General features: G+C 56.9%; 20 protein-coding genes. 18 read left to right on the top strand and 2 right to left on the bottom strand.

Going from position 1 to position 22,271, the window contains the following annotated elements:
• The first annotated feature begins 19 nt into the window (after positions 1–19).
• The 4 genes from CFU_RS23500 to CFU_RS22245 all read left to right on the top strand — a co-directional run bounded on the left by CFU_RS23500 (position 20) and on the right by CFU_RS22245 (position 4,823).
• On the top strand, positions 20–2,332 hold the full coding sequence (locus CFU_RS23500; protein WP_014008252.1) for a M23 family metallopeptidase: 2,313 nt from the start codon (positions 20–22) through the stop codon (positions 2,330–2,332).
• Positions 2,329–3,087, top strand: coding sequence for a hypothetical protein (locus tag CFU_RS24705; RefSeq protein WP_148264912.1), 759 nt, complete (start codon positions 2,329–2,331; stop codon positions 3,085–3,087). The genes CFU_RS23500 and CFU_RS24705 overlap by 4 nt, the downstream gene beginning before the upstream one ends.
• A gap of 336 nt (positions 3,088–3,423) precedes the next feature.
• On the top strand, positions 3,424–3,834 hold the full coding sequence (locus tag CFU_RS22250) for a hypothetical protein (protein WP_014008251.1): 411 nt from the start codon (positions 3,424–3,426) through the stop codon (positions 3,832–3,834).
• Between the two features lie 386 nt (positions 3,835–4,220).
• Positions 4,221–4,823 (top strand): hypothetical protein, encoded by a 603-nt coding sequence (locus CFU_RS22245; RefSeq protein WP_148264911.1) that lies wholly within the window; start codon positions 4,221–4,223, stop codon positions 4,821–4,823.
• Between the two features lie 123 nt (positions 4,824–4,946).
• Here CFU_RS22245 and CFU_RS22240 read toward each other — a convergent pair whose 3' ends face one another.
• Positions 4,947–5,543 carry a nitroreductase family protein gene (locus CFU_RS22240; RefSeq protein WP_041742727.1) on the bottom strand — a complete coding sequence of 199 codons (597 nt, stop codon included), beginning with the start codon at positions 5,541–5,543 and terminating at the stop codon, positions 4,947–4,949.
• 269 nt (positions 5,544–5,812) lie between these two features.
• On the opposite strand from CFU_RS22240, the gene argS reads away from it, so the two are divergent.
• The 5 genes from argS to CFU_RS22215 all read left to right on the top strand — a co-directional run bounded on the left by argS (position 5,813) and on the right by CFU_RS22215 (position 10,677).
• Complete coding sequence (argS, locus tag CFU_RS22235) at positions 5,813–7,570, top strand: arginine--tRNA ligase (protein ID WP_014008249.1); 1,758 nt, start codon at positions 5,813–5,815, stop codon at positions 7,568–7,570.
• 69 nt (positions 7,571–7,639) lie between these two features.
• The gene (locus CFU_RS22230; protein WP_014008248.1) at positions 7,640–8,344 is read left to right on the top strand and encodes an SPOR domain-containing protein; all 705 of its coding nucleotides are present in this window, start codon (positions 7,640–7,642) and stop codon (positions 8,342–8,344) included.
• A gap of 97 nt (positions 8,345–8,441) precedes the next feature.
• Entirely contained in the window at positions 8,442–9,155 is a 714-nt protein-coding gene (locus CFU_RS22225; protein WP_014008247.1) for a thiol:disulfide interchange protein DsbA/DsbL, read from the top strand.
• Between the two features lie 103 nt (positions 9,156–9,258).
• On the top strand, positions 9,259–10,044 hold the full coding sequence (locus CFU_RS22220) for an SDR family oxidoreductase (RefSeq protein ID WP_041742725.1): 786 nt from the start codon (positions 9,259–9,261) through the stop codon (positions 10,042–10,044).
• A 9-nt stretch (positions 10,045–10,053) separates the two neighbouring features.
• Positions 10,054–10,677 carry a LysE family translocator gene (locus CFU_RS22215; RefSeq protein ID WP_014008245.1) on the top strand — a complete coding sequence of 208 codons (624 nt, stop codon included), beginning with the start codon at positions 10,054–10,056 and terminating at the stop codon, positions 10,675–10,677.
• On the opposite strand, the gene CFU_RS22210 is transcribed toward CFU_RS22215, so the two are convergent.
• Complete coding sequence (locus CFU_RS22210) at positions 10,678–11,745, bottom strand: MBL fold metallo-hydrolase (RefSeq protein ID WP_041742724.1); 1,068 nt, start codon at positions 11,743–11,745, stop codon at positions 10,678–10,680.
• Between the two features lie 136 nt (positions 11,746–11,881).
• Between CFU_RS22210 and CFU_RS22205 the strand changes: the two genes are divergently transcribed.
• The 9 genes from CFU_RS22205 (at position 11,882) to CFU_RS22165 (ending at position 22,251) form a co-directional block, all read left to right on the top strand.
• A complete protein-coding gene (locus CFU_RS22205; protein WP_014008243.1) occupies positions 11,882–12,286 on the top strand; it encodes a MerR family transcriptional regulator in 405 nt (134 codons plus the stop codon).
• A gap of 50 nt (positions 12,287–12,336) precedes the next feature.
• Complete coding sequence (locus tag CFU_RS22200) at positions 12,337–13,521, top strand: isovaleryl-CoA dehydrogenase (RefSeq protein ID WP_014008242.1); 1,185 nt, start codon at positions 12,337–12,339, stop codon at positions 13,519–13,521.
• Between the two features lie 79 nt (positions 13,522–13,600).
• A complete protein-coding gene (locus CFU_RS22195; protein WP_041742722.1) occupies positions 13,601–14,542 on the top strand; it encodes a pyridoxal-phosphate dependent enzyme in 942 nt (313 codons plus the stop codon).
• A complete protein-coding gene (gene aceK, locus CFU_RS22190) occupies positions 14,542–16,320 on the top strand; it encodes a bifunctional isocitrate dehydrogenase kinase/phosphatase (protein ID WP_081466580.1) in 1,779 nt (592 codons plus the stop codon). The genes CFU_RS22195 and aceK overlap by 1 nt, the downstream gene beginning before the upstream one ends.
• 136 nt (positions 16,321–16,456) lie before the next feature.
• A complete protein-coding gene (locus tag CFU_RS22185) occupies positions 16,457–17,653 on the top strand; it encodes an acetyl-CoA C-acetyltransferase (RefSeq protein ID WP_014008238.1) in 1,197 nt (398 codons plus the stop codon).
• A 189-nt stretch (positions 17,654–17,842) separates the two neighbouring features.
• A complete protein-coding gene (locus CFU_RS22180) occupies positions 17,843–18,448 on the top strand; it encodes a 2-hydroxychromene-2-carboxylate isomerase (protein WP_041742720.1) in 606 nt (201 codons plus the stop codon).
• Complete coding sequence (locus CFU_RS22175) at positions 18,445–18,852, top strand: YchJ family protein (RefSeq protein ID WP_041742719.1); 408 nt, start codon at positions 18,445–18,447, stop codon at positions 18,850–18,852. The genes CFU_RS22180 and CFU_RS22175 overlap by 4 nt, the downstream gene beginning before the upstream one ends.
• A gap of 45 nt (positions 18,853–18,897) precedes the next feature.
• On the top strand, positions 18,898–20,592 hold the full coding sequence (locus CFU_RS22170) for an AMP-binding protein (RefSeq protein WP_014008235.1): 1,695 nt from the start codon (positions 18,898–18,900) through the stop codon (positions 20,590–20,592).
• 36 nt (positions 20,593–20,628) lie between these two features.
• Entirely contained in the window at positions 20,629–22,251 is a 1,623-nt protein-coding gene (locus CFU_RS22165; protein WP_014008234.1) for a carboxyl transferase domain-containing protein, read from the top strand.
• Positions 22,252–22,271 lie beyond the last annotated feature (20 nt).

Raw genomic sequence — 22,271 nt, 5'->3', positions numbered from 1 at the left:
TAAAAGCGAGAACAATACGATGTTAATCAGCCCCCCATTTTTGGTCGGAACAGATGAGGCCAGTATTCTTCAAGCGGGACTAAAGAATGTGCCAGCGAGGGAATCAACAACTCAAGCGCCTGAAGGAAATTTCCCTGTCAGCCAGAACCTGATGTGGCACACCGGCCTCCATCTGGAGGCTCCGACCAAGACAGGAGGTGGCTATGCCCCAGTGCGTGCAATTGCGGATGGCAAAGTCATATTCGTCAATCCGTCTCGCGCCAAAGTGACCGATGCCAAAGATCCTCAGGCTTATAACCCCTTCGGGAGCGAGGCCAGTTGGACGGATAACGGCATGATTGTCCTCGAACACGAAACGGAAATTGGTGCGGATGGCGATACGCCTACCAAAATCAAGTTTTATTCATCTTATCTGCATCTTTCCAAAATCAACGATGCTATCGCGAAGGATGCTCAGGTCTATCGCAAAGATACTATTGGTGAGACGGGCGAGATTTTCGGCCACGCCGGTGAGATCGAAATGGCTGTTGCGTGCAATACAGAAGAACTCACAAAGCTCATCGGTCGTCAGCCGGAATGGCAAGATCCAAAGCAAGCACCAACGAAAGACGGGCGGACGGACAGCATATTTGGCAATCTTTATATTTATCTGCCAGCGTCGACTCCTATTAGCACAACCGCGCCAACTAGTCATTTGAGCAGCGCAAATACGTCATCGCTGGGAACTGCTCAATGGATAGAAATTAATTATGCTAAGGGGGAAGGGACGCTCACGAGTTATGCAACAGATGGTAGCAAGGGTAATGCGACGAACGAAGCGAGTTCTGAGTATGATTTGTACACAGAGGCCAATACTCGTCATGACAGCGTAATAGCAGCGGGGGCAACAATCAGTAGCCCTAGCGGTTGGTATGAGTTACTGCGTTTCGGCCGTAATTTGGGGCAGAGCGCGGCTGATAAGGATCCCCTGCCTCCCAATGCTGCTCACTGGCGCAAAATCAAGACAATCGATGGCCAAGATGTTTGGGCAGACCTCAATGCACCTGGTTCATTTAAATTCAGTGACGCAGATTTCCTGCCCGTGATGGATTGGAATTGCTATGGCGACGACAGCAAGCCGGACGATCAACGCTGCGATTCAGGGAAACTCAAAGACCTGATCGCTGACCCTAATGATCCTTTTACCAAAGGCGACAAAATATTGGCGATGCGCATAGGTCTTCCTAATGTGCTACCAAAGCTAGCCCGTGCAATTTGCAAGTTCCCGAATGAATGGGACAAGAACACGATTGTGGCGCGCTACCAATACTTGAAAGATGAAGCCGAGGCAGCTGCTGATGGTGCCTTAGAAGGTTGGCAGGCATTTGAAGATCATCTCAAAATCATGGCCTTCGACACTCTCCCGGATGCGTTCAAACAAGCAGACTGGCATTTTCATCCCGCTGAGTTTATTCGGACGTTGAGGAAGTGCGGGTGGTTAAGTCGAGGAGAGTTGGTACAGCTATTACCGGCAAACTCATTGAGGAAAGCTAATGTTTGGGCCTGGGAGGATGTTTCATTAAATAGCGCAGCAACCTTGTTATCCAAAACAAGTACCGATGCTTCGCTGCGAAGAATAGATTTAAATAAAGCTCTTCGGAAATTTAATGCTACAACCCCCATCCGATTAGCTTGTTTTTTCGGTAATGCAACTCAAGAAACGCAGTGGTATCAGAAATTTCACGAAGGAAGTCCATATTGGTACAAGCCTTGGGATGGACGAGGTTTCCTTCAATTAACACACGCGGGCAACTATATAAAATATTGGAAATTTAGAGGATTGGCGGTCAGTGCTCAAGTCGTTCAGACGCTTCAACAACACACTACGCTGGCTAACAATAACAGGCCATTGGTGAATGGGCATAAAACTATGTATGACCCCACCAATTCATTAAGTGACGCATCCACTGGGATTTCATCGGAGATCATTACTCGAAGAGACAATGTTAAAAATTCTTTTGATGCTGCCAATAGTGCCGGAGCTTATTGGGCATGGTCTGGTGCATCAAAACAGGCTGATGGTTTTTTTGACGACCCATCAAACAACATAAAGGTTGTTAACACCGACCACGGTACCAAACATTACTATGAAAATAAGGCATTCGGAAATGTTGCTGCCACCGTCAACACAGGAGCACCATCAAGTAGTTTCTCTTCCATATGGGGTGTTCAAGCTCGCTTTATGGCATTCGCTAATGCTCAAGTGGTTTTGCTTGATACAACATCTTTTCCTCAATCCGATGGTTCTACAAAAGAGATACCTGAAGACTTTATCTATAGAAGAGACATATGAATAAACTAAAATTTTCTCTATTTTTGTTTTTTTACACTGTGACATCAGTATCATTTTCCGCTGATGTAAAGGGTGATTTGGGTGTAACGCTGGGAAATGAAGTTGGTTCCGCATTATCAATGGTGGGCCCAAAATATGTAACAGTAAATATGAACGAATGTCACTTTAAAATTACTTTAAAAAATAATCAAAATTTACTATTTAATGTTCCAGATGTGGTTTTTTACGAAGCTGAAACAGCTTTAAAGAAGGATAATTTACCTTATCTTTGGCAAGCTGAAATGTCAGCAGGTTACGACTGGGCTTTTAAGAAAAGGGGCAATTTACATGACAAATGGTTTGGAGTGATGTGTGAAAATTCAGAGAATTTTTCATGGAATAATGAAGCATTATCAGCGACAAAACAACATGAAGAGGTAACGCCGGAACAGCAACAAATTAGAGATAGCAATGATTTAAAATGCCCAGCAAAATTGACAAATGGAGAATGGGTGTTAAATGATCAGAAAATGAACTCAAAAAACTATTTGTTCAAAGCATTAAAAGGAACAAATTGGAACGGATTCATCGTTGGTTATAAAAATAATAAATTCAAGTCAACTCTAGGCTCAGTAAGATTTTGTTTGGTGCACGATAAGAAGATCATTGTAGGGGCATCTGAAAATTATTCCAAACCATTATCTTTACCAATCTCATTTTTCGACACGATACAGACCTCCATATCGACAATTGAATTTCTTGAAGATAAAAAATAATTCGTGGGAAGACGTAGTCTTAGAATTCGTAGCGGTCACAAATAAAAGCACAGGATAACAACCCTCATCGTTATCCCGAATTATTCCAACCATATTGGATACTTTTGAGCTTATAAATTACGTTTTATAGAAGGTGTCATGAAGATGCTACAGCCTGCGGAAGGTAACAGTATTAAAAAAAATGAAACGTCTACTAATTCTGGTGCATGTAATTTTTCTTTCATATTCGCATCACGCGTTGTCTGCGAATCTATGTGGGTTCAGTATTCCCGATAGTCTTACTTACGTTTTCGAACAGACCAATTGTTCGATCACCATCAAAGGTAAAAAAATTATATGAGTCTTGATACATTTCAGGTAAAAAAAGATCAGCCATTTTCGACCTTGAAAAGTGATTCTGCATATTTTACTTCTGATGACGGTAAATCATATTTTGCACAGGAAGAGGTTGATGACGCCAATTACAAAATTCAGCCGAAACATCAACAACCGGCTACTGAAATATCAATTGGCGACATGAACGGTCTGTTGGGATACTCCGAAATATTTGTTCAAAGTATGCCTAAGAAGCAGAACGTGAAAAATAAGTCAGATTTTTTCTCGCTAACCCTAGATTGCTTGAACATTGCGGCCGGAGGGCAGAAGAATTCTTTCATTACAATGTATTGCGTGCCGAAATCGAAAACAGGAAAGAAAAACCTGCAAGACTACAAAAACTATATTTTAAATTTTCGTGAAATACCTTAGCTATTGGAGCTGAAAAATTTGGTCTAGAAGAAATTCACGGAACTGAGATCAATCAATGCGCCTAGTTTGGGCTGGGAAATGTTGGTGTTGCTGACGACGGTATTTTTTATTGACGTAACCGCCGCCGAAGCTTCGGGTACATTATCGAATTTTGACGTTCGCGTCGATTCGGATCCCACTGTCCTAATGGTTAGACAGGATGGAACTTCCGAAAAACGATGCCGCTTCCCCGAGAAATTAGCTGATCCGATATTGAGTAGTGACGGCAAAGCTGTCATTGTCACGAATAACAAAGTACGTTTTACTCAGTGACATAAAAGCATGCGATGAAAAACGAGTAAATATGTTTTCAACCCCGGCCAGTTCCGGCGATAAGAGTTATTTCAGTGAATTCCGACAATCAATTTAAGTTAGGTGACGAATGTAATGCAGTTAGGGCTTTGCGATATGGTGTATCGCCGATACCTGCCAAACAGGCAAAACGGAAAAACTCTATGCTGAAATATTTCGTTTTAATCGCATTCCTGTCGTTGCTGGCATCCTTCGCATTTGCCGAGGATGAGGACGCAGATATCACGACACGGTTCGGTGCACTGCAAATAAACGATGAGAACGCGCTTCTGTATAAAAACAAGCCATTGAATCCTCCGATTCATGGGAACAGCAGTCTCCAGGAAGTTGGCACATATCAACTCGGAAAGAAGGATGTTGTTCTCATTCAAGACAACGGAGGGAGTGCCTGTCCTGTCCAGCTTTACTTCGTTACCGTTTCGGCTTCAGGCGTGAAAGCGACTCCTGCATTTGGAACTTGTACCGATTACTTTGATGTTAAAAAAATGGCAGATTCGATTTCAGTAACAATGTCAGCGTGGATCGGGTTAACTGCCTCAGAAGCCTTGCAAAGAAAGGCTGCAAAGGAAAAAGATCATGTTTTCCTTTTTAAAGGTGGCATACTGACTGAGAACGGAAAGCCGGTTCAAGCTAGATAATGGCTTAAGAAACAGGTACATCGCCATACCATCACAAATAAAAAATGCGAGTTATCAGCTCGTGCTGTTAACCCGCATTAAATCTTGCCGCTTACAAAAAGCAGGCGCAAATCCACCGGGCTTTTAGCCCTTGAAAGTCCCCTCAGAAACCAAAGCCTGCAAAGGCAACCGCGGACTAGGCTCTTCCTTGGAGCGCAAACCTTCCGGCAGCATGGCCTTGTCGCCGATCTTGCCGATGGCTACCGCCGCTTCAATCGCGAAATTGGCCGGTACGCCCAGTTCAGTACGTGTCTTTTCCTTGTCGAATCCAGCCATGCCATGCGCATGCCAGCCGGACAGGCTCGCTTGCAGCGCCAGGTAACCCCAGGCCGAGCCGGCGTCGAAAGAATGGGTTGGCATAGCCACTTCTTCAGTGCTGCCCGGTGGCGCGAATGTGGTTTTCGACAACACGATCACCAGCGCCGATGCATTTTCCGCCCAGCTGCGGTTGAATTCGTTGAGCAGGCCCAGCAGTTTGGTCCAGTGCGGTGTGCCGCGGCGGGCGAAGACGAAGCGCCAAGGCTGCGAGTTGTAGGACGACGGCGCCCAGCGTGCCGCTTCCAGGATGGTCAGCAGTTCTTGTTCGGAAATCTCGTCATTGGCGTAGGCGCGCGGCGACCAGCGGCTGAGGAATTGCGGGTGGGCTGGGTGGTCGGCTACGCGTGGTGTGGACTGGGTCATGAAGGTTCCTGTAATTGAATAAGCAAGGCAAAATCGATGCGGCCGGACTTCCGTACGGCCAGGACGAAGCATCTTAGCAGCAGTTTTTGATGCTTGCAGCGTGCGGCGGGATTTAGGCGATTCCGTAGCTTGCCGGGGCAAGGCGGGTGAAGATTGCTATGCCAAGCCGGTATAATCGGGAATAATCAAGATTGCCTGGAATTGGCAGGCATCACGGATCGATTTCACAGATTTTTCGCATTAATCCAGTATTACTGACTACTTATCCTATGCTTGCACCACAGAAACAACAGATCATCGACCTTTTCAACGCTGCCTTGCAGCCCATTATCGCCGGCAGCGAGCTGCAGCCGACGGTGACGCTGGAGCGTCCGCGCGATCCTTCGCACGGCGATGTCGCTTGCAATATCGCCATGCAACTGGCCAAGCCGCTGAAAAAGAACCCGCGTGAACTGGCGCAAGCCCTGGTGGCGGCCGTGATGGCCGGCGCCGCAGAAGGCAAGCTGATCGAAAGCGCCGAGATCGCCGGTCCTGGTTTCATCAACCTGCGCCTGACAGCGGCGGCCAAGCAGCAAGTGGTCAAGACCGTGCTGCAAGAGGCGGCCGAATACGGCAAAAGCCGGCTCGGCGCCGGCAAAAAAGTACTGGTCGAGTTTGTCTCGGCCAATCCGACCGGTCCTTTGCACGTCGGCCACGGCCGCCAGGGCGCGCTCGGCGACGCCTTGTCAGCGCTGTTTGAAGTACAAGGTTTCGACGTCACCCGCGAGTTTTATTATAATGACGCCGGCGTCCAGATCGCCACGCTGGCGACGTCGGTGCAGGCGCGCGCCAACGGGTTCAAGCCGGGCGACGCCGAATGGCCTGAAACGGCCTACAACGGCGACTATATTGCCGATATCGCAAAGGATTTCCTGACCCAGAAGACAGTGGCCGCCAGCGATGGCGAGCCGGTCACCGCCAGCGGCGACATCAGCGATATCGAATCGGTGCGCAAATTCGCCGTCACCTACCTGCGTCGCGAGCAAGACCTGGATTTGCAGGCCTTCGGCGTCAAGTTCGATAACTATTACCTGGAAACCTCGCTGTACAAGGATGGCAAGGTCAACGCCGCAGTCGACGCGCTGAAAGCCGCCGGCGTCACCTACGAGCTGGATGGCGCCTTGTGGCTGCGCACCACCGACTACGGCGACGACAAAGATCGCGTCATGAAGAAGACCGACGGCACTTACACCTACTTCGTGCCCGACGTCGCCTATCATGTGGTCAAGTGGCAGCGCGGTTTCGGCAAGGTCATCAACGTCCAGGGCAGCGACCACCACGGCACCATCGCCCGCGTGCGCGCCGGCCTGCAGGCGGTCAACCTCGGCATCCCGCAAGGTTATCCGGACTACGTGCTGCACAAGATGGTGACGGTGATGAAGAACGGCGAGGAAGTGAAGATTTCCAAGCGCGCCGGTTCTTACGTGACCCTGCGCGACCTGATCGAATGGTCGGCCGGCGAAGACAGTGCTGCAGACGGCGCGCAAGGTGACGCACAAGACAGCCTGCGCGACCTGACCCGCGGCCGCGACGCGGTGCGCTTTTTCCTGATCTCGCGCAAGGCCGATACCGAATTCGTGTTCGATGTCGACCTCGCCCTGGCCAAGTCCGACGAAAACCCGGTCTATTACGTGCAGTACGCCCACGCCCGCATCTGTTCGGTGCTGGCGCAATGGACCGGCGACGAAGCCAGCCTGGCCACGGTCGACCTGAGCCCGCTGACCGCGCCGCGCGAAGCCAGCCTGCTGGCCAAGCTGGCGGAATACCCGGACATGCTGCAGCACGCGCTGGAAGAGCTGGGGCCGCACCAGGTGGCGTTTTACCTGCGCGATTTGGCGGGCGAGCTGCATAGCTACTACAATGCTGAGCGGGTCCTGGTGGACAACGAGGCGCTGAAGATGGCGCGCCTGGCCTTGATGTACGCAACCCGCCAGGTGTTGCGCAACGGCCTGGCGCTGATCGGCGTATCGGCACCGGCCCGCATGTAAATCTACAATAGGCGATCTCCGGCAGCCGTTGCCGGAGACGGTCAGTAACCAGGATGTCATTGGGGAAGTATGAGCAAACTTAACAAGAAACAAGCTGGCGGTACCTTAATGGGCCTGATTTTCGGCCTGATCATCGGACTGGCGATTGCGGTCGTGGTGGCGATCATGATCACCAAGACGCCGACGCCGTTCACCAACAAGACGACAAAGACCGACAAAGCGCCGGACGCCATCACGACGGCGCCCGCGGCTACGCCGGCACCGGCGCCGTCGAACCCGGACCAGCTGCCGGACCCGAACAAGTCGCTCTACGGCAACAAGGATGCGGCCAAGGAAGCCGCCAAGGCATTTACTCCGCCGCCGCCGAGCGCCGATGGTGTGCCGCCTAACGTGGCTGCCGAGAAGAAGCTGGACGCGCTGGTCGCCAAGGCGCAGGACAAGTCGGCGCCGGCGGTCGACAAATCCACCGCCGACAAGACCAAGAAGGTGGCCGGCGACATCGCCGAAGCCAAGAGCAAGGCGACAGCGGCTGACGACAACTGGATCTATTTCCTGCAGGTCGGCGCCTTCCGCGAACAGACTGAAGCCGAAAGCGCAAAAGCGCGCCTGGCCTTGATGGGTTTCGAAGCCAAGATCAGCGAACGCCAGGCCGATACCGGTTCCCTGTACCGGGTGCGGGTGGGCCCGTTCAATCAGCTCGAAACAATGAACCGGATACGCGGCAAGTTGTCAGATAACGGCGTCAATGCCGCAGTGGTGCGTGCGGCAAAATAAGGGATGTGTGTTTTTGATTGATGAAGAACAGGGCCACGGCTCCCGGACCCCGTTCTGTTCATTGTTGGCTTTCACAATTTTAAAAAAAGGATAATTCATGCGTTTTTTTCAAAAAGCCCTGGCTATCGCCGGCCTTAGTCTGAGTTTCGGCCTGCTGGCCGCCAGCGCCGGCGCATCGCCGACCAATCCGGTCGCAGGCAAGGAATACAAAGTTCTCGATAACCCGCAGCCGACCGATAGCGGCCTTGGCAAGAAAGTGGAAGTGACGGAATTCTTCGGCTACTTCTGCCCGCATTGCAACGCGCTCGAGCCGACGCTGGAAGAATGGATCGCCAAGCAGGGCGACAAGATTTCCCTCAAGCGGGTGCCGGTCGACTTCGGCGATCCGAATGGCGATCCGAAGAAATCGCCGTACGTAGCGCAGAAAAAGCTGTACTACACGCTGGAAGCCATGGGCAAGCTGCCTGAAATGCACAAGAAGGTCTTCAACGCGATCCATGTCCAGCGCCAGCGTCTCGATACAGACGCCGCCATCGCCGATTTCGCGGCCAAGCAGGGCCTCGACAAAGCCAAGTTCCTCGATGTGTACAATTCCTTCGCGGTGCAAACCAAGGTGACGCGCGCGAGCCAGCTGCAAACCGCCTACAAGATAGACGGCGTGCCGACGCTGATAGTCGACGGCCGTTATGTCACCTCGCCATCGATCGTCAGCGCCACTCCTGGCGCCGGCGACAGCGAACCGGCTTTGTTCAAGTCGACCCTGCAGGTGCTGGACAGCCTGGTGGCCAAGGCCGCTGCAGGCAAGAAGTAAGCAAGCAACAAATAAGAAACAAGCATGCAGGCCGTCACGGCCGGCAGCATTGAAAAGTCCGCCGCTCGCAAGAGGGCGGGCTTTTTTATCGAAAGGACTTTCCATGCAACGTGTGTTCATCACCGGCGCTTCCAGCGGCATCGGCGCCGCGCTGGCGCGATTTTATGCAGGGCAGGGCGCAACGCTGGGGCTGGTAGCCCGGCGCCAAGCGGTGCTGGAGCAGTTGCTGGCAAGCTTGCCGCATCCCGAACGGCATCGCCTCTATGCGCTCGATGTCAACGATCATGCTGCATTGACTGCGGCAGCCGAAGATTTCATCGCCGCCGGCGACGGTGTCGACGTGGTGATCGCCAGCGCCGGGATTTCGCAAGGCACCTTGACCGAACATGCCGAAGACCAGCAGGTGTTTGAACATGTATTTGCCACCAACGTGCTGGCTACGGTGGCTACCTTTACGCCGTTTATCGCCACCATGAAACGCCAGGCGCAGGCCGGGCAAACCGGTTTGCGGCTGGTCGGCGTCGGCAGCGTGGCCGGCATCCGTGGCTTGCCCGGAGCGGGCGCTTACAGCGGCTCAAAGGCAGCGGTGATCAGCTACTGCGAATCGCTGCGGGTGGAACTGCGGGCCAGCGGCATCAAGGTGGTCACCATCGTTCCGGGTTATATCGATACCCCGATGACCCAGGTCAACCGTTACAAGATGCCGTTCCTGATGCCGGTAGGGCAATTCGCTGCCAGGACCGGCGCCGCGGTGGCGCGCGGCAGCAGCTACCAGGTGATTCCGTGGCAGATGGGAGTAGTCGCCAAGCTGCTGCGGCTGTTGCCGAACTGGCTGTACGACCTGGCATTTTCCAAGGCGCCTCACAAGGCCCGCAAAACCGCAGACTGACCGGACATCATGGATTTCCACAATTTTTTCTTATTCGTGCTGACGGAATTTGCGCTGTCGGCGTCGCCGGGGCCGGCGGTCATGCTGGTGGTGGCCTACGGCATCACGGTCGGCTGGAGGAAGGCGATTTTCGCCATCCTCGGCATACTCACCGCCAACGCCATCTATTTCACCATTTCGGCGACCGGGCTGGGCGCCTTGATCGTTGCTTCGCATACCTTGTTCAGCGTGGTCAAATGGCTGGGCGTGGCTTACCTGGCGTATCTCGGTCTAGCGGCGATATTCGGCAGGCCGTCGCCGATCACCGCGTCCAAGCTGGACAGCCGCAACGCCTCCGGCTGGAAAATCTGGTTCGGCGGCCTGACCTTGCAGCTGGCTAATCCCAAGGCGCTGATTTTTTTCATCGCCATCCTGCCGCAGTTCCTCAATCCGGCCGCCAACGTGCCGCTGCAGATGATCTGGCTGGCGGCGGGTTCGATCATTCCGGAATTCTTTATCCTGGTCGGTTACGCCGCCCTGGCCGGAAAGATGCAGACGGTTGCCACCCGCCCGAGTTTTGTGCGGATTACCGACCGCGTCGCCGGCAGCCTGATGCTGGCGGTGGCGATGATCGTGGCGGCGATACAGCAGTAATCACGCGGTACTGAAGCGGTAGACCTGGTCGGCATCCAGGCGCCGTTTCAATACGCCGTCAAACCACAGCTTGTGCAGATGCGCCAGCGCCTCGCCCAGGGCGAAAGTCATCTGGTGCGCATCCAGCGGCCGGCGGAACATGACCGGCACGATGTCGCTGGCCGATTGCGGCGCCGCCGTGCACGCTTCCACCACCTCGGCCAGCCGCTCGCGATGATGCTGCTGCAGCTGGTCGATGCGGATCTGCAGGCCGCGGAACGGCTTGCCATGCGACGGCAGCACCAGCGTCGTGGCCGGCAGCGTGCGGTATCTTTCCAGCGAATCCATGTATTGCTGCACCGGGTTCGATTCCGGCTCGATCGCGAATACCGAGACATTGGTGGAAATCCGCGGCAGCACCATGTCCCCCGAAATCAGCAGGTCCAGTCCGGCGCAATGCAGCGCCACATGCTCCGGCGCATGGCCGAAGCCGGTGATCACCTGCCATTGATGTTTACCTATGCGCAACTGCTGGCGGTCGGCCAGACGGTGATAAGCCTGCGGCACCGTCGGCACCATGGACGGATAGTAGGATTTGCGCTGCGATACCTTGGCGATGACGTCAGGATCGCGCATGCCGTGCTGCTGGAAGTGCGGCAACGCGGCGCTGCCGTCGGCGCCGGGCAGCGCCGCCGACATGATGCGCGCCGAGAAATATTCGCCGCCGCTCATCCATAACGGCGCTTGCCAGCGTGTGCACAGCCAGTCGGCCAGGCCGACGTGGTCAGGATGGCAATGGGTGACCAGCACCCGCAGCACCGGCAGGCCGCGCAGTTCGCTTGCAAAAACAGCTTCCCAGGCGGCGCGCGTGGCGTCGTTGGCGATGCCGCAGTCGACGATGGTCCAGCCGTGCCGGATGCCGTCTTCGGTCTCGAAACTGTCTTCCAGCAGCCATAAATTGATATGGTCCAGCGCGAACGGCAAGCCCATGCGCAGCCAGCGCACGCCGGGTGCGACTTCGAGGGTGGCGCCGCCGGCGGGCAGGGTGTCGCCGAAGGCATAGCTGAGCTGGGCTTCAAGTGGGTTCATCGCAATATTCTTTCTCTTTTGGTAACACCAGTAGTTTTTCGGTGTTTTCATTTTCCGCCAGCGCGTCTACAATCTACTTTACGTTAACGTTAACTGCCATTGTACCTAAACCAGCATTTTTTGCTCTGCCCCGACCATGCCGACTTACACCATCACTGAACTTGCCCGCGAATTCGACATTACCCCGAGGGCGATCCGTTTCTATGAGGACCAGGGTTTGCTGAGCCCGAAGCGCGACGGCGCCGGCGGCCGCAACCGGGTGTATGCCGGCCGCGAGCGCACCCGCCTCAAGCTGACCCTGCGCGGCAAGCGGCTGGGTCTGACCTTGTCGGAAATCAAGAGTCTGGTCGACATGTACGATTCGCCCAAGGATTCGGCGCCCCAGCTGGAGCTGTTCCTGCAGGTGCTGGCGCGCCATCGCGAACACCTGGAGCAGCAGCGTGAAGACATCGAAGTGACGCTGGCGGAAATCACCGCCCACGAAGACGAATGCCGGCGCCTGCTCAGCAGCGGCGAACTGAGCGACCACGTCGCGCCTTGAATTCCTCCCCTATACATTAAACAACTTGCAAGAATAACGAAGGAGACAACATGATCCATTTACCCGGCTTGACGTTCGACCATGGCGAAGACATCGCCGCACTGCGCAGTGCGATCCAGGAATTCGCCGCCGCGGAGATCACCCCGCGCGCCGCGGAAATCGACCGCAGCGACCAGTTCCCCATGGACCTGTGGAAAAAAATGGGCGACCTCGGCCTGCTCGGCATCACTGCCGAAGAAGAATACGGCGGCAGCGGCATGGGTTATTTGGCGCATATCATCGCCATGGAAGAAATCTCGCGCGCCTCGGCTTCGGTCGGCCTGTCGTACGGCGCCCACTCGAACCTGTGCGTCAACCAGATCAAGCGCAACGGCAACGCCGAGCAAAAAGCCAAGTACCTGCCGAAGCTGATCTCGGGCGACCATATCGGCGCCCTGGCGATGTCGGAGCCGAACGCCGGGTCCGACGTGGTGAGCATGAAGCTGCGCGCCGAACTGAAGGGCGACCGCTGGGTCCTCAACGGCACCAAGATGTGGATCACCAACGGCCCCGACGCCGATGTGCTGGTGGTGTACGCCAAGACCGACCTGGAAGCCGGCGCGCGCGGCATGACCGCGTTCCTGATCGAAAAGAGCTTCAAGGGTTTCAGCGTGGCGCAAAAGCTGGACAAGCTGGGCATGCGCGGTTCGCATACCGGCGAACTGGTGTTCCAGGATTGCGAAGTGCCGGCGGAAAACGTGCTGGGCGGCCTGGGCCAGGGCGTCAATGTGCTGATGTCCGGCCTCGATTACGAACGCAGCGTCCTGTCCGGCGGCCCGCTTGGTATCATGCAGGCGTGCATGGATGTCGTTGTGCCCTACGTGCACGACCGCAAGCAGTTCGGCCAGTCGATCGGCGAATTCCAGCTGATGCAGGGCAAGCTGGCTGACATGTATTCGACCATGATGGCCTGCAAGGCCTATGTATATGCAGTAGGCCAGGCTTGCGACCGCGCCAAGACGCCGGCCGCGGCGCGCGCCCTGCGCAAGGACGCCGCCGGAGCGATCCTGTATTCGGCGGAAAAAGCCACCTGGATGGCAGGCGAAGCGATCCAGGCGCTGGGCGGCAACGGCTACATCAACGAATATCCGGTGGGACGCCTGTGGCGCGACGCCAAGCTGTATGAAATCGGCGCCGGCACCAGCGAAATCCGCCGCATGCTGATCGGCCGCGAATTGTTTGCGGAAACCCGCTGATCAAATAAATGGTTTGTAGTCTTTTGATTTAATGGCACAATTGACAGAAACGCAACAGCGAGGCAACCGCGTCAGGAACATGACTTCACTGCATATCCACACCGCATTACTGCGACACCCGCAACTTTCCGTCGCACTCGACAAGCAAGTTTTGCTGAAGATGGAAAACACCCAGCCGGCCGGCTCGTTCAAGCTGCGCGGCATAGGTTTGCTGTGCCAACGCGCGGTCGCCGGCGGTGCCAGCCACCTGGTGTGCCCCTCGGGCGGCAATGCCGGCTTTGCGGCGGCGTTTGCCGGCGCGGCGCTGGACGTCAAGACCACCATCGTGGTGCCGCAGACCACCGCCGCGGAAGTCTGCCAGCGCATCCGCGATATCGGCGCCGAGGTGATCGTCCACGGCAGCGTCTGGGATGAAGCCAACCAGCTGGCGCTGCAGCTGTGCGAACAGCCGGGCAGCATCTACATCCCGCCTTTCGATCACCCCGACATCTGGGACGGCAACGCCACCATGATCGACGAAGCGGTGCTGCAGGCGCGCGAGCTGGGCGTCGATTTCGATGTCGTCATCTGCTCGGTCGGCGGCGGCGGCCTGATGAGCGGCGTGCTGAGCGGCCTGCATCGCAACGGCTTGCCGCATATCCCTCTGATCGTCGCCGAAACCGAAGGCGCCGCCTCGCTGAATGCCGCCATGGTGGCCGGCGAACTGGTGACGCTGCCGGCGATCACTTCGATCGCCACTACCTTGGCCGCCAAGCGCGTGGCGGCGGAATGTTTCGCCTGGACCCAGCGCCATGAAGTGCACAGCGTAGTGGTCAGCGACAAACAGGCGGTAAGCGCCACGCTGGCGTTTGCCGACCAGATGCGCACGCTGGTGGAACCGGCCTGCGGCGCAGCGCTGGCCGTGGCTTACGAAAAACTGCCGGTGCTGGCGCCATACCAGCGGCCGTTGATCGTGGTGTGCGGCGGCATCGGCGTCAGCCTGTCGATGCTGGCCGGCTGGAAGGAGCGGTTTGCATTGTGATCACGTCGGCCAACTTTCCGAAATTATTGTCGTCGCAGATCGCTTTCGATACTGCGCGCATGATCTTGGACGGTTTCGACAAGCATTACCGCCTGTTCCGCGAAGCCAGCGTGCTGGCCAAGCAGCATTTCGAGAGCGCCGACTGGAAAACCGCGCAGCTCGCCGCGCGCGAGCGGATCGGCTTTTATGACGCGCGCGTGCATGAGTGCGTGCAGGCGCTGGAAGACGAGTACGACCAGAACGACCTGACCGACCAGGTCTGGCGCGAAGTGAAGCTGCATTACATCGGCATGCTGACCGACCACAAGCAGCCGGAGCTGGCCGAGACCTTCTTCAACTCGGTCTGCTGCAACATCCTGCACCGCACCTATTTCCATAACGATTTCATCTTCGTGCGGCCGGCGGTATCGACCGAATACATCGACACCGACGAGGCCCTGCCCACTTACCGCGTGTATTACCCGGCCAAGGACGGCCTGCACTATACGCTCAAGCGCCTGATCACCAATTTCCAGCTGCAGCGGCCGTTCGCCGACCTCGACCGCGACGTCGCGCTGGCCGAAGAACGGATTGCGCAGGCGTTCGGCGCCAGCGCCACGTCGCTGGAGCCGAATCACCAGATCCAGGTGCTGTCCAACCTGTTCTACCGCAACAAGGGCGCTTACGTGGTCGGCAAGATGATCAACGGCCCGCGCGAGTATCCGTTCGTGGTGCCTATCCTGCATGACCGCAACGGCAAGCTGGTGCTGGATGCGGTGCTGTTCGAGAGCAAGATACTGGCCATCCTGTTTTCTTTCACCCGCGCCTACTTCATGGTCGACATGGAGGTGCCGTCAGCTTACGTGCAGTTCCTGCGCAGCCTGCTGCCGAACAAGCCGCGCAGCGAGATCTACACCATCCTGGGTTTGCAAAAGCTGGGAAAAGCGCTGTTTTACCGCGATTTCCTACGCCATCTGCGGCATTCGTCGGACCATTTTGAAATCGCGCCGGGTATCCGCGGGCTGGTGATGGTGGTGTTCGCCTTGCCCTCGTTTCCGTATGTGTTCAAGGTGATCAAGGACTATTTCCCGGCGCCCAAGGAAACCACCAATGCGCTGGTCAAGGAAAAATACCTGCTGGTCAAGCACCACGATCGCGTCGGCCGCATGGCCGATACCCTGGAATATTCCAGCGTGGCCTTTCCGCGCGCGCGTTTCGCCGACGAACTGCTGGCTGAGCTGAAACAAGTGGCGCCGTCGGTAGTCGAAGAAGACGGCGACGAAATCATCATCAAGCACCTGTATATCGAACGGCGCATGATGCCGCTCAATATCTACCTCAACAACGCCGAGCAAAACGGCGACCAAGCGGCGCTGGAGCACGGCATTACCGAATACGGCAACGCCATCAAGGAACTGGTCGCCGCGAATATCTTTCCGGGCGACATGCTGTACAAAAATTTTGGCGTGACGCGTCATAACCGGGTCGTGTTTTACGACTATGATGAGATTGAATACATTACCGACTGCAATTTCAGGACTATCCCGCAGCCGCGTAACGAGGAAGACGAGATGTCTGCCGAGCCCTGGTATTCCATCGCCAAGAACGATGTCTTTCCGGAACAATTCGGTGTATTTCTTCTCGGGAACCAGAACGTGAAAAAATACTTTATCAAGCACCATGCGGACTTATTGACCCCGCAATATTGGCAACAACACAAGCAACACATACTTGAAGGACATTTCGATGACGTTTTTCCATATCCGCAGGAATGCCGGTTTACCCATACGAAAAGTTAATTAAGAAGCAACATGAACAGCAACAAGACCGGACCGTTTTATTTTTAACCAACCAGGCAGCAAAGCCGCTCGCGGGAATCGCAACAGAAGGCGATATCGAAGTGGCTTACAAGTTGTCGTAATCTGGAGAAACAACATGAATGACCCAATCGTTATCGTCGGTGCAGCGCGTACTCCAATGGGTGCGTTTCAGGGTGATTTTTCGTCATTGACCGCCAGCGACCTGGGCGCAGTGGCGATCAAGGCCGCCGTGGAGCGCGCCGGCCTGAAACCGGAGCAGGTCGATGCCGTGTTGTTCGGCAATGTGCTGCAAGCCGGCCAAGGCCAGGCGCCGGCACGGCAGGCGGCGATCAAGGCCGGTTTGCCGGTATCGGCCACAGCCGCCACCATTTCCAAGGTGTGCGGATCGGCGATGCAAGCCACCATGTTCGCGTTCGACGCCTTGCTGGCAGGGACCAATGAAGTTGTAGTCGCCGGCGGCATGGAATCGATGACCAATGCGCCTTACCTGCTGCCCAAGGGCCGCAGCGGCTACCGGGTCGGCCACGGCACGATCCTCGACCACATGATGCTGGACGGCCTGGAAGATGCATATTCCAAGCTGGAAAACGGCGGCGGCCGTTCCATGGGCACGTTCGGCGAAGAGTGCGCCGCCAAATACCATTTCAGCCGCGCCGACCAGGATGCGTTTGCCATCGCCTCGGCGCAGCGTGCGCAGGCGGCAACCGCCGACGGTTCCTTCAAATGGGAAATCGCGCCGGTGACCGTCACCAGCCGCGCCGGCGAAGCCGTGATCGAGAAGGATGAAGGCCCGCAAAAATCCAAGGTGGAAAAGATCCCTTCGCTGCGTCCTGCGTTCAAGAAAGACGGCACCATCACCGCCGCCTCGTCGTCGTCGATCAACGACGGCGCTGCTGCGCTGGTGCTGATGCGCGAATCGACCGCCAAGAAACTCGGCTGCACGCCGATCGCCCGCATCGTCGGCCACGCCAGCCACTCGCAAGAGCCGGAATGGTTCACTACCGCACCGGTAGGCGCGATTGAAAAGCTGTACAAGAAAGTCGGCTGGAAGAATAGCGATGTCGACCTGTTCGAAGTCAACGAAGCGTTCGCCGTGGTGCCGATGGCGGTCATGAAAGAGCACGATATCCCGCACAGCAAGATCAATGTGCATGGCGGCGCCTGTTCTCTCGGCCATCCTATCGGCGCATCCGGCGCGCGCATCATCGTCACTTTGCTGGGCGCCTTGAAAGCCAAGGGCGGCAAGCGCGGCGTGGCGTCGTTGTGCATCGGCGGCGGCGAAGGCACGGCAATCGCGGTCGAACTGGTGTAACAAGAGCAGCAAGCGCTAACGCAACTCAGCAGCAGGCATCAAATGGATCAGCGGTTTTCGCGGAGTTTCCGCGGATTCCCGCTGATCTTTGTTATTGGTCTTCGCGAATTGTGATTTAAACAAGTAGGACGGGTTTGCCTACAGCGCAATTCGCATGTGTTCTTACCATTTCACACAAGGTATAAGAAGATGGCTGCCGCAATTGATTTCTACTTCGATTTTTCCTCTCCGTATGGTTATTTCGCTGCGACCCATATCGATGAGCTGGCGGCAAAGTACCAGCGCGATGTCGAGTGGCATCCCATCCTGCTGGGTCCGGTATTCAAGACCACCGGCTCGGCGCCGCTGGCGCAGGTGCCGATCAAGGGCGACTACTCGTTCCACGATTTCGAACGCAGCGCGCGTTTTCACGGCATTCCCTACAAGCGTCCCGGCGCTTTCCCGATTTCCACCCAGGCGGCGGCGCGCGCCGTGCTGTGGGTGCGCGGCAAGCAAGGCGAAGACAAGGCCATCAAATTCGCCAAGCAGATTTACAAGGCTTATTTTGTCGACGGCATCAATATCGGCGAACCGATGCATTTGCTGGAAATCGGCCATCACAGCGGCATCGACACCACCGGCCTGAGCGACGGCATCAACAGCCAGCCGATCAAGAACCAGCTGAAGGCGGAAGTCGACCTGGCGATGGCGCGCGGCGTGTTCGGTTCGCCGTTCGTGATTGTCGACGGCGAATCGTTCTGGGGTTTCGACCGTTTCGACCAGCTCGAAGCATTCCTGAGGGATGGCAAGATTTGAAACAGAAGGCAATCGAGTGTCCCTGCGGCGGCGGCAGTTACGCGCTGTGCTGCGGCCGCTATCACAGCGGCGCAGAAACGGCGCCGACCGCGCTGGCGCTGATGCGTTCCCGCTACAGCGCTTATGTCATGGACAAGGGAGCGTACCTGCAGGCGACATGGCACCGCAGCAGCCGGCCGTCCGAGCCGGTCGCCGCCGAAGCGGGGTTGAAGTGGCTGGGGCTGGAGGTGCGCAAGCATCAGGCCGGGGGCGACAGCGCCACGGTGGAATTCGTGGCGCGCTACAAGATCGACGGCCGTGCGCAGCGCTTGCACGAGATCAGCCGCTTTGTGCGCGAAAGCGAAACGGGAACAGAAAACCGGCCATGCTGGTTTTATGTCGATGGCAGTTTTCCGGAAAAATAAAAACCGCTACGGAAAACACCGGCAGCCATAACAGGAGACAAGACTATGAGACAACTGAATTCCAGCATCGATCGCGGCAGCCAGGACATGCCGCTGATCGAACAGACTATCGGCGGTTTTTTCGACCAGATGGTGGAGCGGGTGGCCGCCAACGACGCGCTGGTGTCGCGCCACCAGCAGATCCGCCTCAGCTACCGGCAGCTGCAAAGCCAGGCGCGGCAGCTGGCCAGCGCCCTGCTGCAGCTCGGCTTGCAGCCGGGCGACCGCATCGGCATCTGGTCGCACAACAATGCCGAGTGGCTGCTGACGCAACTCGCCACGGCCTATGCCGGCATCGTCCTGGTCAACATCAATCCGGCCTACCGGGTCAGCGAACTGGAGTACGCGCTCAACAATGTCGGCTGCAAGGCGCTGATTTCGATGACCAGCTTCAAGACCAGCGATTACCTGGAAATGATACGCACGTTGGCGCCGGAATTGCAGCGTGCCGCGCCGGGAGCATTGCAGGCAGCGCGTCTGCCGGCCATGAAAACCGTGATCCAGCTGGGCAGCGGCGAGGCGCCTGGCATGTTGCGTTTCGCCGACCTGATCGCCAGCGGCGATGCCGCCGATCCGCGGCTGGCCGAAATCGGCGCGCGCCTGCAAGCCAGCGACCCGATCAACATCCAGTTCACCAGCGGCACCACCGGTTTTCCGAAAGGCGCGACGCTCACTCACCGCAATATCCTGAACAATGGTTTTTTCATCGGCGAGGCGATGAAGCTGACGGCGCAGGACCGGCTCTGCATTCCGGTGCCGCTATATCACTGCTTCGGCATGGTGCTCGGCAACCTGGCCTGCCTGACCCATGGCGCGACGATTGTCTATCCCAACGACGGCTTCGAGCCGCTGTCGGTGCTGCAGGCGGTGCAGGAAGAACGCTGCACCGGCTTGCACGGCGTGCCCACCATGTTCATCTCCGAGCTGGACCATCCGCGTTTCGCCGAATTCGACCTGTCGACGCTGCGCACCGGCATCATGGCCGGTTCGCCGTGCCCGATCGAGGTGATGAAACGGGTGGTGCGCGACATGCACCTGGAGCAGATCACGATTGCCTACGGCATGACCGAAACCAGCCCGGTCAGCTGCCAGAGCATGACCGATACGCCGCTCGAGAAACGCGTGTCCACTGTCGGCCAGGTGCAGCCGCACCTGCAGGTGAAAATCGTCGATCCCGAATCGGGTGCGATCATGCCGATCGGCAGTTCCGGCGAACTGTGCACCCACGGCTATTCGGTGATGCACGGTTATTGGGGCGATGAGGAAAAGACGCGTGAAGCGATCGACGGCGAAGGCTGGATGCATACCGGCGACCTGGCGACCATGGATAGCGAAGGCTACGTGAATATCGTCGGCCGCATGAAAGACATGGTGATCCGCGGCGGCGAGAATATCTACCCGCGCGAGATCGAAGAATTCCTGTATCGCCATCCGGCGATCCAGGATGTGCAGGTGGTCGGGGTGCCGGACCAGAAGTACGGTGAAGAACTGTGCGCCTGGATTATCCTGCGCCCCGGCCAGACCGCGGACGAACAATCCGTGCGCGATTTTTGCCAGGGCCAAATCGCCCATTACAAGGTGCCGCGCTACATCCGGTTTGTCGCGGCTTTCCCGATGACGGTGACCGGCAAGATCCAGAAATTCAAGATCCGTGAAGCGATGAAAGATGAGCTGGAGCTCAATGACATCAACACTGCGTAAAAATCGTTCCAAAAACAAGAGACAAAGGACATCGCAATGCCCCAGTTAGAAAGCAAGCTGAATCCACGCAGCGAAGAATTCCAGCAAAACGCCAACGCGCTTAACCTGCTGGTCGACGACCTGCGCCAGAAAGTCGCGCAGATCGCCGAAGGCGGCGGCGAGGCCGCGCGCAACAAGCACGTGGCGCGCGGCAAGCTGCTGCCGCGCGAACGGGTGCAGATGCTGCTCGATCCCGGCACGCCGTTCATGGAATTTTCCCAGCTGGCTGCCTATCACGTCTACAAGGACAAGGATGGCAGCGACGCCGCGCCCGCCGCCGGCGTGATTACCGGCATCGGCCGCATCGCCGGCCAGGAATGCGTGGTGGTCTGCAATGACGCCACCGTCAAGGGCGGCACCTACTATCCGCTTAGCGTCAAAAAGCATTTGCGGGCGCAGGAAATCGCCGAGCAGAACAACCTGCCTTGCATCTATCTGGTCGACAGCGGCGGCGCCAACCTGCCCAACCAGGACGAAGTGTTTCCGGACCGCGACCATTTCGGCCGCATCTTCTACAACCAGGCCAACCTGTCGGCCAAGGGCATTCCGCAGATCGCCGTGGTGATGGGTTCGTGCACCGCCGGCGGCGCCTACGTGCCGGCGATGAGCGACGAGTCGATCATCGTCAAGAACCAGGGCACGATTTTCCTGGCCGGGCCGCCGCTGGTGAAAGCCGCGACGGGAGAAGTGGTGAGCGCCGAAGACCTGGGCGGCGGCGATGTCCATACTCGCCTGTCCGGCGTGGCCGATCACCTGGCGCAGAACGACATGCATGCGCTGTCGCTGGCGCGCACCATCGTCTCCAACCTGAACCGCCAGAAACCGCAAGGGCCGCTGCTGCGCCCGGTGGCCGAACCCAAGTATCCGGCGCAGGAACTGTACGGCGTGATCCCGCTCGATACCCGCAAGCCCTTCGATGTGCGTGAAGTGATCGCGCGCATCGTCGACGGCAGCGAATTCGACGAATTCAAGGCGCGCTACGGCACCACGCTGATCTGCGGTTTCGCCCATATCTACGGCATGCCGGTCGGTATCGTCGCCAACAACGGCATCCTGTTTTCGGAAGCGGCCTTGAAGGGCACGCATTTCATCGAACTGTGCTCGCAGCGCAAGATCCCGCTGGTGTTCCTGCAGAACATCACCGGCTTCATGGTCGGCCGCCGCTACGAAAACGAAGGCATTGCCCGTAACGGCGCCAAGATGGTGACCGCGGTGGCGACCACCGCGGTGCCCAAGCTGACGGTCATCATCGGCGGCAGCTTTGGCGCCGGCAACTACGGCATGTGCGGCCGCGCCTATTCGCCGCGCTTCCTGTGGATGTGGCCGAATGCGCGCATCTCGGTGATGGGCGGCGAGCAGGCAGCCGGCGTGCTGGCCACCGTCAAGCGCGACGGCATCGAAGGCAAGGGCGGCAGCTGGAGCGCGGAGGAGGAGGAAGCTTTCAAGAAACCGATCCGCGACCAGTACGAGCACCAGGGCCACCCGTATTACGCTTCCGCCCGTCTGTGGGACGACGGCGTGATCGATCCGGCCGATACCCGCAAGGTGCTGGGACTGGGTTTGAGCGCGGCCCTGAATGCGCCGATCGCGGAAACCAAGTTCGGCGTGTTCCGGATGTAATTTAATTTTCAACAGGGATA

Origin of the sequence: Collimonas fungivorans Ter331 (genome assembly GCF_000221045.1) — a bacterium.
Classification (GTDB): domain Bacteria; phylum Pseudomonadota; class Gammaproteobacteria; order Burkholderiales; family Burkholderiaceae_D; genus Collimonas; species Collimonas fungivorans_A.
This window is presented reverse-complemented; position numbering and strand designations above follow the sequence as displayed.

Excerpts from the sequence above, each read along its gene's own strand:
- CFU_RS22210 (WP_041742724.1), bottom strand. The coding sequence starts at position 11,745 with ATGAACCCACTTGAAGCCCAGCTCAGCTATGCCTTCGGCGACACCCTG.
- CFU_RS22170 (WP_014008235.1), top strand. The coding sequence starts at position 18,898 with ATGAGACAACTGAATTCCAGCATCGATCGCGGCAGCCAGGACATGCCG.
- CFU_RS22205 (WP_014008243.1), top strand. The coding sequence starts at position 11,882 with ATGCCGACTTACACCATCACTGAACTTGCCCGCGAATTCGACATTACC.
- CFU_RS22240 (WP_041742727.1), bottom strand. The coding sequence starts at position 5,543 with ATGACCCAGTCCACACCACGCGTAGCCGACCACCCAGCCCACCCGCAA.
- CFU_RS22165 (WP_014008234.1), top strand. The coding sequence starts at position 20,629 with ATGCCCCAGTTAGAAAGCAAGCTGAATCCACGCAGCGAAGAATTCCAG.
- CFU_RS24705 (WP_148264912.1), top strand. The coding sequence starts at position 2,329 with ATGAATAAACTAAAATTTTCTCTATTTTTGTTTTTTTACACTGTGACA.
- CFU_RS23500 (WP_014008252.1), top strand. The coding sequence starts at position 20 with ATGTTAATCAGCCCCCCATTTTTGGTCGGAACAGATGAGGCCAGTATT.
- CFU_RS22230 (WP_014008248.1), top strand. The coding sequence starts at position 7,640 with ATGAGCAAACTTAACAAGAAACAAGCTGGCGGTACCTTAATGGGCCTG.
- CFU_RS22220 (WP_041742725.1), top strand. The coding sequence starts at position 9,259 with ATGCAACGTGTGTTCATCACCGGCGCTTCCAGCGGCATCGGCGCCGCG.
- CFU_RS22225 (WP_014008247.1), top strand. The coding sequence starts at position 8,442 with ATGCGTTTTTTTCAAAAAGCCCTGGCTATCGCCGGCCTTAGTCTGAGT.
- CFU_RS22200 (WP_014008242.1), top strand. The coding sequence starts at position 12,337 with ATGATCCATTTACCCGGCTTGACGTTCGACCATGGCGAAGACATCGCC.
- CFU_RS22180 (WP_041742720.1), top strand. The coding sequence starts at position 17,843 with ATGGCTGCCGCAATTGATTTCTACTTCGATTTTTCCTCTCCGTATGGT.
- CFU_RS22195 (WP_041742722.1), top strand. The coding sequence starts at position 13,601 with ATGACTTCACTGCATATCCACACCGCATTACTGCGACACCCGCAACTT.
- CFU_RS22250 (WP_014008251.1), top strand. The coding sequence starts at position 3,424 with ATGAGTCTTGATACATTTCAGGTAAAAAAAGATCAGCCATTTTCGACC.
- CFU_RS22185 (WP_014008238.1), top strand. The coding sequence starts at position 16,457 with ATGAATGACCCAATCGTTATCGTCGGTGCAGCGCGTACTCCAATGGGT.
- CFU_RS22215 (WP_014008245.1), top strand. The coding sequence starts at position 10,054 with ATGGATTTCCACAATTTTTTCTTATTCGTGCTGACGGAATTTGCGCTG.
- argS (WP_014008249.1), top strand. The coding sequence starts at position 5,813 with ATGCTTGCACCACAGAAACAACAGATCATCGACCTTTTCAACGCTGCC.